The organism is Escherichia sp. MAL-1, from assembly GCF_052948035.1.
In genome coordinates, this window is record NZ_CM129609.1 from 2,719,701 (window position 1) to 2,735,269 (window position 15,569).

Here is a 15,569-nt window from a genome sequence, read left to right on the forward strand (position 1 = left end):
TTAAAACTCCTTGTAAAGAAACTGGCCGCTTTAGCCCTTCACGCCACCGGCGGTCAAACCACTCTTAATAAAACGTTCCGAAAGCGCATACATAATCACCACCGGCAATGCGGTCACCAGTGAGGCCGCCATCATCCGTCCCCAGATGTAATCTGGCGTACTGAACAGCGCGTTCAGGCCCACCGGTAAGGTGAAATTGCTGGCGCTGGAGAGGAAAATCGACGCAAACAGATAGTCGTTCCACGCCACCATAAAGCAGTAGACGAACACGGATATCAGCCCGGACATCGCCAACGGCACGGTGATGCGGAAGATAATTTGCAGACGGTTGAGGCCATCCATCATCGCCGCTTCTTCGATCTCATCGGGGATGGTGTCGAAGTAGCTTTTCAGCATAAACACGGCGGTGGGCAGAGTTTGCGTCACCATGGTGATGATCAGCGCCATCTCAGTGTCGTAAATGCCAAGCGCGGTGATGATTTTGAAAAGCGGCACCACCAGCAAAATGCCAGAGAACATATACACCGTGTAAAAGCTGGCGTTGATGGTCATCCGACCTTTAAAGCGCAGGCGGGAAAGCGCGTAAGCCCCAAGAATGCCGAGGAATACCGCCACCACGGATGAAACCACAGACACCACCAGACTGTTACGGAAGTAGTCGACAAACGGGAAAATCATCGGGTTAAAAATGTCGACGTAATGCTCCAGCGTCCACTGCTGCGGCAGCAGCGTAGGATGCAGTGAGATCGCCTCTTTCGCGCCCTTGAACGAGGTCATCAGCATCACAAAAAATGGAAACAGCGTGATGATGAGAAACAGCGCCAGCCCGCAGTAAAAACCGATGCGACTGAGTGTGCGTTTATTTGTTGCCATTGAGGTTCACCCGTTTCCTGGTCAGCAGAATGACAGCGAAAATAATGATGAAGAGCACCACCGAGATCGCCGCCGCTTTTCCTAAATCATTAAAGGCAAAGGCGGTTTTGTAGAGATATACACCGAGAATATCGACCTTGGTCGTCAGCAAATAAACATCCGCGAACATGTAGAACATCCAGATGGTGCGCAGTGTCACCACCGTCGCCAGGACCGGCATAATTGCGGGCAGCGTGACGATACGAAACCGTTGCCAAGCATTAGCGCCATCCATCTCTGCCGCTTCGTACAGCGATTTGTCGATGGTCTGCAAAATCGCCAGAAACGAGATAAAGGCATACGGGAAGTAGCGCCAGATGGCGAACAGCACCACCAGCACAAAGCTACTGCCCGGATTATCGAACCACAGCGGTGCCTGCTCATAGAGATGCAGAAGATCGACGCCGAGGTAGTTAACAATGCCGTAGCCGTTGTTGAACATGTATTTCCAGGCGAACACCAGCGAAATGGACGGCGTTACGTAGGAGAGGATCACCAGCGAACGCGCGGTTTTGCGCAGGCGGAACTCGCGGTTGAAAAACATCGCCACCGCCAGCCCGAGCACGGTGCTGCCCGCCACCACCAGCGCGGTATACCAGACCGTCATCCACAGCGAATGCCAGAAGCCGGGATCGGAGAGGATACGCACATAGTTGCTCACCCCAACAAACGTTGACTCGATGTTGGGATTGAGCGGCAGACGTAAAAAACTGATTTCGATATTCGACACCATCGGCCACGCCACCAGACCGCCCAGCAGTAATAAGCTGGGCGCGAGAAGCAGCAGCGCAAAGGGCATATCGGAACGACCTGAAAAAAGCCTGTTCATTGCGGATTCCTGTCCTGGGTTTAGTGCTGTTCGATCAGTTCATCCAGTTTTTTCTGGCTCGCTTGCAGCGTAGTAGAGAGATCGGCTTTACCCACGGTGACGTTATGCACCATTGAACTCACCACGCCAGAACCCGTCACATCACCCATGCGGGTAAAGTTTTTATCCCCTACTGCGCCAAAAACCTGAATATTTGGCAGTTCACCGATTAGCTGATTCGGTAGTTCACCCAGCGCCTTAATAACGTCGTTGTCTTTCCAGGTGGCGGTAGTCACCACCGCTTTATTCACCGGCAGCGCAGCACCTGGCGACATCATCACCCAGTCGGCAATGTTGTCTGCCTGCTCCATAAAGGTGACAAATTTTTCTGCTGCTTCCGTCTCTTCGGTCTTTTGCCCGGCGGTAATGGTCAGCGAGGTCAACATGCCGTAGACCGCAGAGTTTTTCTCGGTTGGCACCACGAAACCGACGTTTTTCGGGTCGCCTTCTTTAATCACAGCCGGAAGGATATAGGTGGAGTAAATCGCCATCGGCGCGGTGCCGTTCATAAAGGCGTCTTTCACTTCCATGATGTCGTTAGAACCCGGCATAGTGTTGGCAGCAAGGTCGCGGTAATAGGTCAGTGCCTGCATCATCTCTGGTGTATCAAGGGTGATTTTGCCTTCGGCGTTAAAGACGTTAGCCTGGTTGGATAACGCAAACTGGGAGAAGGATTGTTCCGTCAACACGCTTTCTGCTGTAGGCAGCGCAATGCCGTATTTTTTATTCGCCGGGTCATTCAGTTTCTGTGCAACGTCCAGCAGCTGTTGCCAGTTTTTCGGCTCCTCAAGCCCCGCTTTTGCCAGCACATCTTTGCGATACCAGATACCGCCAATCCAGGCGCTGACAGGAACACCGGTCCATGCGCTACCATCTTCGGTACGCACAATACGCAGTACGCCATCGTAAAACGCGCCTTCACCAACGTTGCTGATGACTGTGGCAACCGCTTTGCGATCGATAAGCTGCTCTTTGTCCATCACTTTGGCGTAGTCATGGCTGGTTTCGATCACTTCCGGCAGCGAACCGCTACGTGAAAGAGTAATGACTTTAGTGTTATAGGCATCTTCTTCCACGGGCACTTGCTTAACGGTGATGCCAGGGTTTTCTTTTTCAAAACGGGCAATCAATTTACTGATAACGGCCTGGCGCTCCTGCTCCACCGAAGAATGCATAAATTCGATGGATACATTCGTTTTATTTTCTTCTTTACAGCCTGAAATCAGGGCGCATGAAACCAGTGCTGATAACAGCACGATTTTTGATTTAATCATGAGATGTTCCTTTTTATTTAATCCACATAACCTGCCAGGGGCGCAGCGTTATTTCATTACCCAATATATCAACTTCACTAATCAGATCCCGACCATGCAGATTAGTAATATTTACATGCTGAATATTTTTACTGACATTAAACAATCCAGTCAGACAATTACCATCAGCGTTACTTCTTTGAATACGCATTACGGATGAATTAATCGTATCAATGGTAAAATTATTATCCGGATGAAACTCGTTATGGCTGCGACGAAGTGTAATTAAACGCGACAACTCATGATATACCGCATGCCTTAATGTAGCTTCATCGTTCAGTTCTCGGGTTATCTCTTTACTGTGATATTTTTTACGGTTAATCGCACGGTTATATCCGAGTTTTTCGACACCTGCGTAATCATTACGCGAGCCAAGAATACTTTGAATATATATCGCTGGCACACCGGGGAAACTTAACAAAATCGCATGGGCAAGGATAAACCTGGCGCAACGTTCTTCATCGCTACTCTCACGGCGGCTTAACGCATCCATATAGGTCACATTTATTTCATACGGACTGCGTGTACCGTCGGGATTATTTTTCCAGTTTACTAATGCACCTTCCTGCTGTAACGCCTCGACCAGCTCTAATATTTCGCTTTCAGGCAACAAGCCCCGTAGCGGGTTTAGCCCGATGCCATCGTGAGAGGCGAGGAAGTTAAACCAGGTGGTGTTGCTGGAAGGTAGTGTCAGGTTTTGCGCCCACGCACAAAGCGCCTCAACGTTCTGTTTTTGCACCGCATGCAGCACCAGTGGCGGCAGCGAGAACTGGTACACCATATGTGCTTCGTCATCGCCTGCGCCAAAGTAAGCAATGTTGTCTTTATGCGGAACATTGGTCTCGGTAATGATCACTGTACCTGGCGCAACGTTATCAATAATCGACCGTAACAGTTTGATAATCAGATGTGTTTTTTCCAGATGGATGCAGCTTGTTCCCGGCTCTTTCCACATAAAGCCAACGGCATCCAGGCGGACATACTCAGCACCTTTCGCAAGGTAACAGAGTAAAACATCCACCATCGCCAGCAACACTTCAGGGCTACGGTAATTCAGGTCAATTTGATCGTCACTAAAGGTGGTCCATAAATGGCGCGTTGAATGATCGCGCATCTGGAATGGCGTTAATAACGGTAACGCACGCGGGCGAGTGACGGCGCTGAGATCGGTTTGCGGGTCAACGGCAATAAAAAAATCTTCAAAACCTGGATGCTGTTGTAAATAGTTTTTAAACCATTCACTTTTTGCCGACATATGGTTGCAGACAAAATCAAACATTAAATGACTGCATTCACCGAGTTGCTGAATATCCTGCCACTCCCCCGCTTCACTGGCGACCTGATGATAATCAATTACCGAAAAGCCATCATCAGATGACCATGGATAAAACGGCAACAAATGAACATGTGAAAAAATGCTTTGCAGCCATTGATGGTAAAACTGATTAAATGTGGGTAATGGTTTTAAATCATTGCTGTGAAATTGATCGGCATAGGTAATTAACACGACATCACTTTCATCCCAGTGTTTTTTACGTCGCTGTGTAATTAATCGTTTCGCACTCTCAAGACGCGTTACAAGTTTCTGTAAATGAGTTGCGGTAAATGTTCCACCGTAGATTTCGTCCAGGTAATCCGTAATTTTCTGTTTCATGTTGCCTTTCCGTGGTAGCGGTCCCATTAAACGAGAGACTACTCCGCAGAAAATAAACTGTCAATTGAGCACAAGGGTTTTAGTCACGCAGGAAATCATTTTTTACCAGGGGAAAAGCGTATTTGTGAGCTGACGCAAATAATCTATGGGGATATAAATAAGGTGTGACAGAAAAAAAACGGCGCATAAGCGCCGCTCATGGTGAATTCTTTTAACCTTTGACCTTCGGCATTGCGATGTCTTTCAGGCCACCGGCGTTCTCAACGTGGGTATATCCCATCTCGCTAAGGATCTCTTTTGCCTGCCCGGACTGGCGTCCGGCATTGCAATACACTTTCACGGTGTCGTTTTTATCCGGAACGGCGGTGGCAATGCGCTCTTTCACTTCCTTCAGGGGAATATTGATGGCCCCCTGAACGTGCTCTTGCTGATACTGCTCTGGAACACGAACATCGATCCAGTGTTCAGCGGCGAAAACGGGCAGTGAAAACACCAGTGCCAGAGCAAGTAAGCCTTTTTTAAACATGTAAGCGTCCTTCTATGGATGAAAATTGCCATCCATTATAGGCCTGAGATTTAACAATTTTTGCGAAACTCCCCTCACCTTTTATAACGCTGCGCCAGTTTATTAGCAGCCCGACTTAACAGCGGTTCCAGCGCCACAGCCAGCAACATTTTCAGCGGTCGGCGAGCAACTGATTTTATCGCCCAGCCCGCCACACCCGCCGGGCCATAGCGCAGTGCGGTAAGAAGTACCAGCTTGCCTGCTAATTTGAAACCAGGCTTTACCTTTTGCCCGGCCTGTTGCCAGCGAGTATTCATAACTTTCCTCACAGTTGACGGAAACGGCTACGTAACGTGAATGTATCGGAAGTGACATAACGTTCCATCTCGCGTAAACGCGTTTCACTTGCCGCCAGTTCACGGTCGACTTCATCCAGCAATTCGCTGCTGGAAGGTAGCTGCTCACCAAAGGCCATGTTGTCCGGCATTGGATCAAGCGCAAATGACAAAATGATGTAAGCAACCAGGGTAAACAGCGCCAGACCGAAGAAAATCGACAGTACCACCAGGATACGCACCAGTTTTACCGGTACATTAAAATAGTTGGCAATCCCGGCGCAGACGCCGCGTACCATACCCTGCTGCGGAATACGCCATAATTTTTTATTAAGATTAATGCCCGCCATTAGCGATCCCTCCAGTTCGGATGTTCTGCATCAAGAATAGATTCCAGCGCCTGAATACGTTCGCGCATCCGTTTTGCTTCATCAGCCAGTTGCGCTAATCGCTGCTGCTCACTTTGCGACAATTCACTGCGACCAGAACGATTGCTGTAATGCAGCCATAACCAGATCGGTAAAACAAACAGCACAAAAATGGTTAATGGAATAGCCAGAAATAGCGCGCTCATAAGTACTCCTTAGACGATGAGCGGCGGCGCTTTCGGACGCCGCCTGGATGTTATTATTGATTGTCTTGCTTCATTTTGGCTTTTAATTGTGCCAGTTGCTCGCTTATTGCATCATCGGCTTTCAGTTCGGCAAACTGATCGTCCAGCGATTTTTGTTTACCGAAGCTGTGGCTTTCCGCTTCTGCTTCCATCTGGTCAATACGACGTTCGAAAGATTCGAAACGAGCCATTGCTTCATCCAGTTTGCCACTGTCCAACTGACGACGCACATCGCGCGACGAATTTGCCGCCTGATGGCGTAACATCAATGCCTGCTGGCGAGCGCGTGTTTCGCTCAATTTGTTTTCCAGCTCGCCAATCTCTTTCTTCATGCGTGCCAGCGTATCGTCCACCAGCGTCACTTCATGTTCCAGGCTCTTAATCAGATCGGTCAGTTTCTGTTTTTCAATTAACGCCGCACGCGCCAGATCCTCTCTCTCTTTCAGCAGCGCCAGTTCGGCTTTTTCCTGCCATTCAACTTCACGCGCCGACGCTTGTTCAATACGGCGAGTCAGCTGTTTCTTTTCTGCCAACGCGCGCGCCGAAGTAGAACGTACTTCAACCAATGTATCTTCCATCTCCTGGATCATCAGACGAACCAGTTTCTGTGGATCTTCCGCTTTCTCTAACAGAGCGTTGATGTTGGCATTCACGATGTCGGCAAAGCGAGAAAAAATACCCATAATGTTGTCCTCTTGATTTCTGCGTTCAGGATTGTCCTGCTGAACAGTTAATACAATTTGCGTGCCAATTTTTTATCTTTTTGATTTATAAAGATCTGATTGAAGAATCAACAGCAACATGCCAGGATGAGTTAGCAAATTACACTAACAAGTGGCGAATTTCATCATGGCAGAATACAAAGATAATTTACTCGGTGAGGCGAACAGCTTTCTCGAAGTGCTGGAACAGGTTTCGCATCTCGCACCGCTGGACAAACCGGTGCTCATCATCGGCGAGCGCGGAACAGGTAAAGAGCTGATTGCCAGCCGCCTGCATTATCTCTCCTCCCGTTGGCAAGGGCCGTTTATTTCCCTTAACTGCGCGGCGTTAAATGAAAATCTGCTGGATTCCGAACTGTTTGGTCACGAAGCGGGGGCGTTTACCGGTGCGCAAAAACGTCATCCAGGGAGATTTGAACGTGCCGACGGCGGTACGCTATTTCTTGATGAACTCGCTACGGCACCGATGATGGTGCAGGAGAAATTATTGCGCGTGATTGAGTACGGTGAACTGGAGCGCGTTGGCGGCAGCCAGCCATTGCAGGTGAATGTGCGGTTGGTATGCGCGACGAATGCCGATCTCCCGGCGATGGTCAATGAAGGCACTTTTCGCGCTGACCTGCTCGACCGACTGGCTTTTGATGTTGTACAAATGCCACCACTGCGCGAGCGCGAAAGCGACATTATGTTGATGGCAGAACACTTTGCCATCCAGATGTGTCGGGAAATCAAGCTGCCTCTGTTCCCGGGGTTTACGGAGCGCGCCAGAGAAACATTGCTGAATTATCGTTGGCCGGGAAATATTCGTGAATTGAAAAACGTGGTGGAACGTTCAGTGTATCGCCACGGCACCAGCGATTATCCGCTTGATGACATCATTATTGATCCCTTTAAACGGCGTCCGCCTGAAGACGCTATCGCCGTTTCAGAAACCACCTCGCTTCCAACACTGCCGCTGGATTTACGTGAGTTTCAGATGCAGCAGGAAAAAGAGTTGCTGCAACTCAGTTTGCAACAAGGGAAATATAACCAGAAGCGCGCGGCTGAATTACTGGGGTTAACCTATCATCAGTTCCGCGCGTTGTTGAAAAAGCACCAGATTTAGCGAAGTTGGGCAATACAACTTGCCGGATGCGGCGTGAATGCTTTATCCGGCATACATAATCAACGTCGTTTGCAGGCCTGATAAGCGCAGCGCATCAGACATTATTGCGTTGGGCTATTAATCGCTCAGCGCATCCTGCAAAATTTTCATTGCCGCATCGAATTGCGCATCCGGGATGGTCAGCGGATACAGGAAGCGAATCACGTTGCCGTATGCGCCACAGGTCAGCAGGAGCAGCCCCTGCGCCAGCGCGCGTTGCTGGATTTTCTGTGCAATCGCCGCTGACGGCTCGCCCGTTTGCGGATCGTTAAACTCTGCCGCAATCATCGACCCCAGGCCGCGTACCGCAGCAATGGCCGGAACGCTTTCTTTGGCATCAATCAACGTGTTTTTGAGACGCTGGCCCAGTTGATTCGCGCGTTCGCAGAGTGATTCTTTGTCGATAATATTGAGCACCGCGTGCGCGGCAGCCACCGCCAGCGGGTTCCCGGCGTAGGTGCCACCCAACCCGCCCGGCGCGGGCGCGTCCATAATATTCGCGTTACCGACCACGCCCGAAAGCGGCATCCCGCCCGCGAGGCTTTTCGCCATCGTCATTAAGTCCGGCTTATCGGCGTAATGATCCATGGCAAACAGTTTACCGGTACGCGCAAAGCCGCTTTGCACTTCATCGGCAATCATCACAATACCGTGCTCGTCGCACAGGCGGCGAATGGCGGCAACCAGCTCTTTTGGCGCAACGTTGAAACCGCCCTCGCCCTGCACCGGTTCGAAAATAATGGCCGCGACCTGCTTCGCTTCGATGTCTGATTTAAACAAGCGTTCGATGGCGTCGAGGGAGTCCTGTGTTGAAATGCCGTGTAAATCTGACGGATAAGGTACGTGATACACCGAACCAGGGAACGGGCCGAAGCCGATTTTGTACGGCGCAACTTTTCCGGTCAGCGCCATGGTCATATATGTACGACCGTGGAAGCCACCGCTAAACGCAATCACGCCAGGTCGTCCGGTATGGGCGCGAGCCATTTTCACCGCGTTTTCCACCGCTTCCGCGCCGGTAGTGAAGAACGCGGTTTTGGCCTGCCCGCTCACCGGGGCAAGGGCGTTGATTTTCTCCGCCAGGGTGACGTAGCTTTCATACGGCACAATCTGATACGCGGTGTGGGTAAACTGTTGCAGTTGCTGCTCCACCGCCGCGACCAGATCAGGGTGGCGATGCCCGGTATTCAGCACCGCAATGCCTGCGGCGAAATCGATGTACTCGTTGCCCTCAACATCCTTCAGCGTAGCGTTTTCAGCCGACTGGGCGAAGAAGTTACACATCACGCCAACCCCGCGCGGGGTGGCAGAAAGACGACGCTGATGGAATTCATTGTTGCTCATGTTTCACACCTTTTGACTCTTCACTGTTAATCGGAAATTAAACGCCCAGACGATCGCGCAGGCTGTAATACGCCGCGCCCATCGCGGTAAACGGTACGCGCAGCGTGCGCCCGCCGGGGAACGGGTAATGCGGCAGATTGGCGAAGGCATCGAAACGTTCGGCGTCGCCGCGCAGCAGTTCGGCAATCAAACGTCCGGCGAGATGAGTACAGGTGACGCCGTGGCCGCTGTAGCCCTGCATGTAATAGATGTTGGTATCGAGGCGACCAAACTGCGGCATACGCGACAGGGTCAGCAGGAAGTTGCCCGTCCAGCGATAGTCGATTTTCACGCCCTTCAACTGCGGGAAGGTTTTCAGCAGTTTCGGCACCACAAGACGCTCAACGTCATCCGGGTCGCGCGCGCCATACACTACGCCGCCGCCGTACAGCAGGCGGTTATCGGCGGTAAGACGGTAGTAATCAAGCAGATAATTACAGTCTTCCACGCAGTAGTTTTTCGGGATCAGCGAACGGGCTAAATCTTCCGACAGCCGCTCGGTGGTGATCACCTGCGTACCGCATGGCATGCTGCGTTTCGCCAGCTCCGGCTCCACTTTATCGCCCAGGTACGCATTCCCGGCGACAATCACATACTTCGCCGTCACCTGACCTTTGGCAGTACGCACCACGGCGGGCGTGGTGTGCTGGATCTGCGTGACCGCAGAAAGCTCATACACGCGCCCGCCGTTCAGGCGGATGGCATCGGCTTCACCAATGGCGAGGTTTAGCGGGTGAATATGCCCACCGCTGTGATCCAGCAGCGCACCAGTGTAGCGATCGCTGGCTACTTCACGGCGAATGGCGTTAGCGTCCAGCAGCTCCAGCTGTTTATTGCCGTAGCGTTCCCAGTTCTCTTTCTGCTCTTCGAGTGTGGCGAGCTGTTTATCATTCATCGCCACAAACAGGCCGCCGGGGCGGTAGTCGCAGTCAATCTGATAGCGTTTGATACGTTCGCGGATGATCTCGCCACCCTCGAACATCATGCTGCCGAGCATACGGGCGGTGTCCATGCCGTAGCTTTTTTCGATCACGTCGATGTCGCGGCTGTAGGAGTTCACAAGTTGCCCGCCATTGCGCCCGCTTGCGCCAAAGCCGATGCGTGAGGCTTCGAGAACCACTACGTCAAAGCCCGCTTCCGCCAGATGCAGCGCGGAGGAGAGCCCGGTATAGCCGCCGCCAACCACGCAAACGTCGCAGGTGATTGACTCATTCAGTGTGTCGAATGGTGCATATTTATTCGCACTGGCGGCGTAGTAACTGCTGGTATGTTCGGTCATTTCAGGCCTCCAGGCTTATCCAGATGGTTTTCAGTTCAGTGAATTTTTCAAGGGCATGCAGGGATTTGTCGCGACCGTTGCCGCTCTGCTTATAGCCGCCAAACGGCACGGTCATATCGCCGTCGTTGTAGTTATTGACGAAGACGGAACCGGCTTTCAGGCGTCGGCTCATGCGGTGCGCGCGGGAGAGGTCGCGCGTCCATACCGCCGCGCCAAGGCCGTACTGGCTGTCGTTGGCAAGCTGTAGCGCCTGTTCTTCTGATGTGAAACGCGTGACCACCAGCACCGGACCGAAAATCTCTTCGCGACTTAAGGACGCATTCGGGTCCACATCCACAAAGATGGTCGGGCCGATGGCGGCAGCCAGCCCGGCGTTACGGCCATCCAACAACAGTTGCCCTTTGCTTTCGCCTTCCCGAATAAAGCTATGGACCGAGTCGGCGTGGGCGCAGTCGATTAAGGTGCCCATGGTGGTTGCGGGATCAAGTGGATGGCCCGGCTGCCAGTTTTGCGCCTGCTGTTTTAACAGGGCTAAGAATTCATCGGCGATGCTCTCTTCCAGCAACAGGCGCGTTCCGGCGATGCACACCTGTCCCTGGTTGTAGAAAATGCCTGCTGCGGTGGCGCTTGCCGCCTGTTGCAAATCCGGGCAGTCAGCGAAAACGATGTTGGCGCTTTTGCCGCCCGCTTCCAGCCAGACGCGTTTCATGTTGCTGTCGCCCGCATCTTTCAGCAGCTGTTTCCCGGTACGGGTTGAACCGGTAAAGGCAATGGCGTCGATATCGTTATGACGCGACAGCGCCTGCCCGGCTTCATGACCAAAACCCGTCACCACGTTCAACACACCATCCGGCAAGCCTGCTTCTTTCGCCAGCCCCGCGAGACGAATCGCACTGAGCGGTGATTTTTCAGACGGTTTTAGAATCACGCTGTTTCCCGCCGCCAGCGCCGGGCCGAGTTTCCAGCAAGTCAGCAACAGCGGGAAGTTCCACGGCACGATGGCGGCAATCACGCCGACCGGTTCACGCACGATCATCGCCAGCTCATGGCTACTGGTGGTCGCCACTTCGCCATACACTTTGTCGATCGCTTCGGCGTACCAGCGAATGGCGCGCGCCGCGCCGGGAATATCATCACGCAGACTGTGACGAATCGGTTTGCCGGTGTCGAGAGTTTCCAGCAGTGCCAGCTCTTCGGCGTGGGCTTCCATTAAATCGGCGAGTTTATTCAGTACCGCTTTACGTTTAGCCGGAGAAGAGAGTGACCAGTCGCCGCGTTCAAATACGCCGCGTGCTGCGCTCATCGCACGGTCGATATCGACGCTCTTGCCGCGGGCAATTTTCGCCAGCGGTGCCTGGGTGACCGGATCAACGGTTTCAAAGGTTTCATTTTCCGCCGCAGCAGTATATTCACCGTTAATAAATAAGCGGTTTTCAATGGCGAGACTTAACGCTTTATCCTGCCAGTAAGCCAGATGATGAAAATTCATTATGACTCCTGTTTCACGTCTATCAGATATATGCAGTTTGTGAACGTCAGGGCGCAGAGATCCCCGGGCCGTATGCCCGTTTATTTCTGGCGACATTCTTTATATACACTTCATCCTTCAAGCCGCCTCTGCCTTGGCTGCGTTCGCTCCCCCGAATCACTTACCTGAGTAAGCTCATCGGGATTCGCTCACTTGCCGCCTTGATGCAACTTGAATGATTTTGTGTATAGATTGCCGGGCGCATTGCGCTTACCCGGCTTACAGAACAAAAAGATTAAAACGTGGTGGGCGTATGGGCGCTGATAATTCGGCAAATACCTGCCGACGTATTACTGAAACTGTGCGGGATGCCGGTATTAATGGCATAACTTTGCCCCGCGACGAGGTGGTAATCCTGACCATTAATCGTCAGAACAATTTCACCTTCCAGTACAGTGCCTATTTCCTCACCCTGATGCTTAATTCTTTCCCCAGTGGTTGTGCCCGGCTGGTACGTTTCAAAGATCATCGCCAGCGTGCGATTCGGGTTACCGTTATGAACCAGCTTCATTGACACACCCTGACTACCCATCTCAATTAAGTCGTCCTGATTAATGACGACCTGCGGCTCATCAGGTTTTTCCGGCTCGGAAAAGAATTCCGAGAGTGACAGACCATACACCTTCAGCAGCTTTTGCAGCGTACTGATGGCAGGGCTGACTTTATCTTGTTCTATCGTACTGATAGCACTGTGAGTCAGCCCGGAGAGTTCGGCGGCACGACGTTGTGAAAGCCCCTGCTGCTGGCGGATTTCCGACAAGCGTTTTCCTGGCGCCAGTCCCTCATCACTCATATTTGCATTTCCTTAAACTGTAGTGGTCAGAGTCGCTGTTTTTCAGCGATATGGTGCTGACAAGCGGTGATAAAGCCCTCGAACAATATACGCGAAAGCGCGTACTCGCTACTGTTCCATTCCGGGTGCCACTGTACGCCCAGCGCAAAAGGATGATTGATGACGCTAACCGCCTCAACTAAGCCATCCGGCGAGCGAGCTTCAACACGCAACCGTGGGCTAACGACCTTCGCCCCTTGTCCATGTAGAGAGTTTACCCAAAAGTTGCTACATTCAGGTAACAACGCAGACAGTAATCCCCCCTCTTCAACCTGAACTTCATGCGACGGTGCATATTGCTGTTCCACCGGCAGTTCGGGATCTTCCCGATGTTCCAGCAATTCAGGCTGTTCGCACAGCTTGCGATGCAACGAACCACCGGTTGCCACCACCAGTTCTTGTAAACCCCGGCAGATGGCGAAAATGGGGATGCGCCTTTCGAGTGCGGCATTAATTATCGCCATGCTCAGAAGATCACGCCCGGGATCGGCGTCAGGCTCATCGCCGTTTTCACCATATAGGTGCGGCTGCACATTGCTGGGACTACCAGGAAGATAAATGCCATCGAGTTTCGGCAAAAGTTGTTCAAGTAATGACGGTTCCGCCAGCGCATGTGGTAGCGCAATAGGCAAGCCGCCTGCATGGATGATGGCATTCAGGTACTTTTCTTGCAGAGTCTGGGTCGCATGACCCTTAAGCCTGTTCCTGCACATTACGACACCGATAACCGGATTGTTCATTATATTTTCCATGCTCAATCTCACAAAGTGGACTAAATTATCGCCATTACTGCGCTTTAAATGACCTTTATGTTCAATATTTTTTCAATCTAGCAGTGGGTTTTCATTTTTGCAAACTCAATTTAACATTTGACAAACATTTAGTTTGCATACAGATTCGAATGGTGGTCATTATATTTTACGCTTTGATAACGAGCGGAAAACAAACCAAAGGCGAAGAATCATGGAAACCAATATCGTTGAAGTAGAGAACTTTGTTCAGCAGTCAGAAGAGAGGCGGGGTAGCGCCTTTACGCAGGAAGTGAAACGCTACCTGGAGCGCTACCCGAATACGCAATATGTTGATGTTTTACTTACTGATTTGAATGGTTGCTTCCGTGGAAAACGTATCCCTGTTGCAAGCCTGAAGAAGTTGGAGAAAGGGTGTTATTTCCCGGCCTCGGTGTTTGCAATGGATATTCTGGGCAACGTAGTAGAAGAAGCGGGTCTGGGTCAGGAAATGGGCGAGCCGGATCGTACTTGTGTTCCTGTTCTCGGTTCCTTAACCCCTTCTGCCGCCGATCCAGAGTTTATCGGTCAGATGCTCCTGACCATGGTCGATGAAGATGGCGCTCCCTTTGACGTTGAGCCGCGGAACGTTCTTAACCGCCTGTGGCAGCAGCTACGCCAGCGCGGATTGTTCCCGGTTGTAGCGGTAGAGCTGGAGTTCTATTTACTGGATCGTCAGCGCGACGCTGAAGGGTATCTGCAACCGCCCTGCGCGCCCGGCACCGATGACCGCAATACACAAAGCCAGGTTTACTCCGTTGATAACCTCAACCACTTCGCCGACGTGCTCAATGATATTGATGAACTGGCGCAGTTACAGTTAATTCCCGCCGACGGTGCGGTCGCCGAAGCCTCGCCGGGTCAGTTTGAAATCAACCTTTACCATACCGATAACGTGCTGGAAGCCTGCGATGATGCGCTGGCGCTAAAACGCCTGGTGCGTCTGATGGCAGAAAAGCATAAGATGCACGCCACTTTTATGGCGAAGCCGTATGAAGAGCACGCGGGCAGCGGGATGCATATCCATATCAGTATGCAAAATAATCGTGGCGAGAACGTGCTTTCTGACGCGGAAGGCGAAGATTCGCCGCTGCTGAAAAAAATGCTCGCCGGAATGATCGATCTGATGCCGTCATCAATGGCGTTGCTGGCACCAAACGTGAACTCGTATCGCCGCTTCCAGCCGGGGATGTATGTACCGACGCAGGCGTCGTGGGGCCATAACAACCGCACCGTCGCCCTGCGTATTCCATGCGGCGATCGTCATAATCACCGCGTGGAATATCGCGTGGCGGGTGCCGATGCCAACCCATATCTGGTGATGGCAGCGATTTTTGCCGGTATTTTGCACGGTCTTGATAACGAGCTGCCGTTGCAGGAAGAAGTCGAAGGCAACGGGCTGGAACAGGATGGCTTACCCTTCCCGATTCGCCAGAGCGATGCCCTGGGTGAGTTTATCGAGAATGATCACCTGCGCCGCTATTTAGGCGAACGGTTTTGCCATGTCTATCACGCCTGTAAAAATGATGAGCTGTTGCAGTTTGAGCGCCTCATCACAGAAACAGAAATTGAGTGGATGTTGAAAAACGCGTAATACCCCTTGCGGGGTTGTTTCATCGGCCTGAGCGGAGCCAGGCCTGACATTTGCTGGTAATCCAGACATTTTCCGGATGTCGCGTTATGGAGCGCAGGC

The 15,569-nt window shown here is 51.8% G+C and carries 16 protein-coding genes; 2 read left to right on the plus strand and 14 right to left on the minus strand.

Going from position 1 to position 15,569, the window contains the following annotated elements:
• Positions 1-30: 30 nt before the first annotated feature.
• The 9 genes from ACU8XX_RS13475 to pspA all read right to left on the minus strand — a co-directional run bounded on the left by ACU8XX_RS13475 (position 31) and on the right by pspA (position 6,883).
• Positions 31-873, minus strand: coding sequence for a carbohydrate ABC transporter permease (locus tag ACU8XX_RS13475; protein ID WP_000224659.1), 843 nt, complete (start codon positions 871-873; stop codon positions 31-33).
• Positions 860-1,741, minus strand: coding sequence for a carbohydrate ABC transporter permease (locus ACU8XX_RS13480; RefSeq protein ID WP_001080790.1), 882 nt, complete (start codon positions 1,739-1,741; stop codon positions 860-862). The genes ACU8XX_RS13475 and ACU8XX_RS13480 overlap by 14 nt, the downstream gene beginning before the upstream one ends.
• Before the next feature lie 20 nt (positions 1,742-1,761).
• Positions 1,762-3,054, minus strand: a complete 1,293-nt coding sequence (locus ACU8XX_RS13485; protein ID WP_000597460.1) for an ABC transporter substrate-binding protein — start codon at positions 3,052-3,054, stop codon at positions 1,762-1,764.
• 13 nt (positions 3,055-3,067) lie between these two features.
• Positions 3,068-4,747: a glucosylglycerate phosphorylase gene (gene ycjM, locus ACU8XX_RS13490; RefSeq protein ID WP_000810500.1), complete on the minus strand. Its 1,680-nt coding sequence runs from the start codon at positions 4,745-4,747 to the stop codon at positions 3,068-3,070.
• Positions 4,748-4,958: 211 nt separating this feature from the next.
• Complete coding sequence (gene pspE / locus ACU8XX_RS13495; protein WP_000473109.1) at positions 4,959-5,273, minus strand: thiosulfate sulfurtransferase PspE; 315 nt, start codon at positions 5,271-5,273, stop codon at positions 4,959-4,961.
• Between the two features lie 74 nt (positions 5,274-5,347).
• On the minus strand, positions 5,348-5,569 hold the full coding sequence (gene pspD, locus ACU8XX_RS13500; protein WP_001295585.1) for a phage shock protein PspD: 222 nt from the start codon (positions 5,567-5,569) through the stop codon (positions 5,348-5,350).
• Between the two features lie 8 nt (positions 5,570-5,577).
• Positions 5,578-5,937 carry an envelope stress response membrane protein PspC gene (gene pspC / locus ACU8XX_RS13505; RefSeq protein WP_016242071.1) on the minus strand — a complete coding sequence of 120 codons (360 nt, stop codon included), beginning with the start codon at positions 5,935-5,937 and terminating at the stop codon, positions 5,578-5,580.
• Positions 5,937-6,161 carry an envelope stress response membrane protein PspB gene (gene pspB, locus ACU8XX_RS13510; RefSeq protein WP_001274963.1) on the minus strand — a complete coding sequence of 75 codons (225 nt, stop codon included), beginning with the start codon at positions 6,159-6,161 and terminating at the stop codon, positions 5,937-5,939. The genes pspC and pspB overlap by 1 nt, the downstream gene beginning before the upstream one ends.
• A gap of 53 nt (positions 6,162-6,214) precedes the next feature.
• Positions 6,215-6,883: a phage shock protein PspA gene (gene pspA, locus ACU8XX_RS13515; protein ID WP_000511025.1), complete on the minus strand. Its 669-nt coding sequence runs from the start codon at positions 6,881-6,883 to the stop codon at positions 6,215-6,217.
• Between the two features lie 166 nt (positions 6,884-7,049).
• Here pspA and pspF point away from each other — a divergent pair, with 166 nt between their 5' ends.
• Entirely contained in the window at positions 7,050-8,027 is a 978-nt protein-coding gene (pspF, locus tag ACU8XX_RS13520) for a phage shock protein operon transcriptional activator (protein ID WP_240765176.1), read from the plus strand.
• A gap of 117 nt (positions 8,028-8,144) precedes the next feature.
• On the opposite strand, the gene puuE is transcribed toward pspF, so the two are convergent.
• The 5 genes from puuE to puuD all read right to left on the minus strand — a co-directional run bounded on the left by puuE (position 8,145) and on the right by puuD (position 13,840).
• A complete protein-coding gene (puuE, locus tag ACU8XX_RS13525) occupies positions 8,145-9,410 on the minus strand; it encodes a 4-aminobutyrate transaminase (protein WP_000069247.1) in 1,266 nt (421 codons plus the stop codon).
• A gap of 37 nt (positions 9,411-9,447) precedes the next feature.
• The gene (puuB, locus tag ACU8XX_RS13530) at positions 9,448-10,728 is read right to left on the minus strand and encodes a gamma-glutamylputrescine oxidase (RefSeq protein WP_000134870.1); all 1,281 of its coding nucleotides are present in this window, start codon (positions 10,726-10,728) and stop codon (positions 9,448-9,450) included.
• Position 10,729: 1 nt separating this feature from the next.
• Complete coding sequence (gene puuC, locus ACU8XX_RS13535; RefSeq protein WP_001009090.1) at positions 10,730-12,217, minus strand: aldehyde dehydrogenase PuuC; 1,488 nt, start codon at positions 12,215-12,217, stop codon at positions 10,730-10,732.
• A gap of 274 nt (positions 12,218-12,491) precedes the next feature.
• Positions 12,492-13,049, minus strand: coding sequence for an HTH-type transcriptional regulator PuuR (gene puuR, locus ACU8XX_RS13540; protein ID WP_001278727.1), 558 nt, complete (start codon positions 13,047-13,049; stop codon positions 12,492-12,494).
• A 26-nt stretch (positions 13,050-13,075) separates the two neighbouring features.
• Entirely contained in the window at positions 13,076-13,840 is a 765-nt protein-coding gene (gene puuD / locus ACU8XX_RS13545; RefSeq protein WP_001300506.1) for a gamma-glutamyl-gamma-aminobutyrate hydrolase, read from the minus strand.
• 211 nt (positions 13,841-14,051) lie between these two features.
• Here puuD and puuA point away from each other — a divergent pair, with 211 nt between their 5' ends.
• Positions 14,052-15,470: a glutamate-putrescine ligase gene (puuA, locus tag ACU8XX_RS13550; RefSeq protein ID WP_001300763.1), complete on the plus strand. Its 1,419-nt coding sequence runs from the start codon at positions 14,052-14,054 to the stop codon at positions 15,468-15,470.
• Positions 15,471-15,569 lie beyond the last annotated feature (99 nt).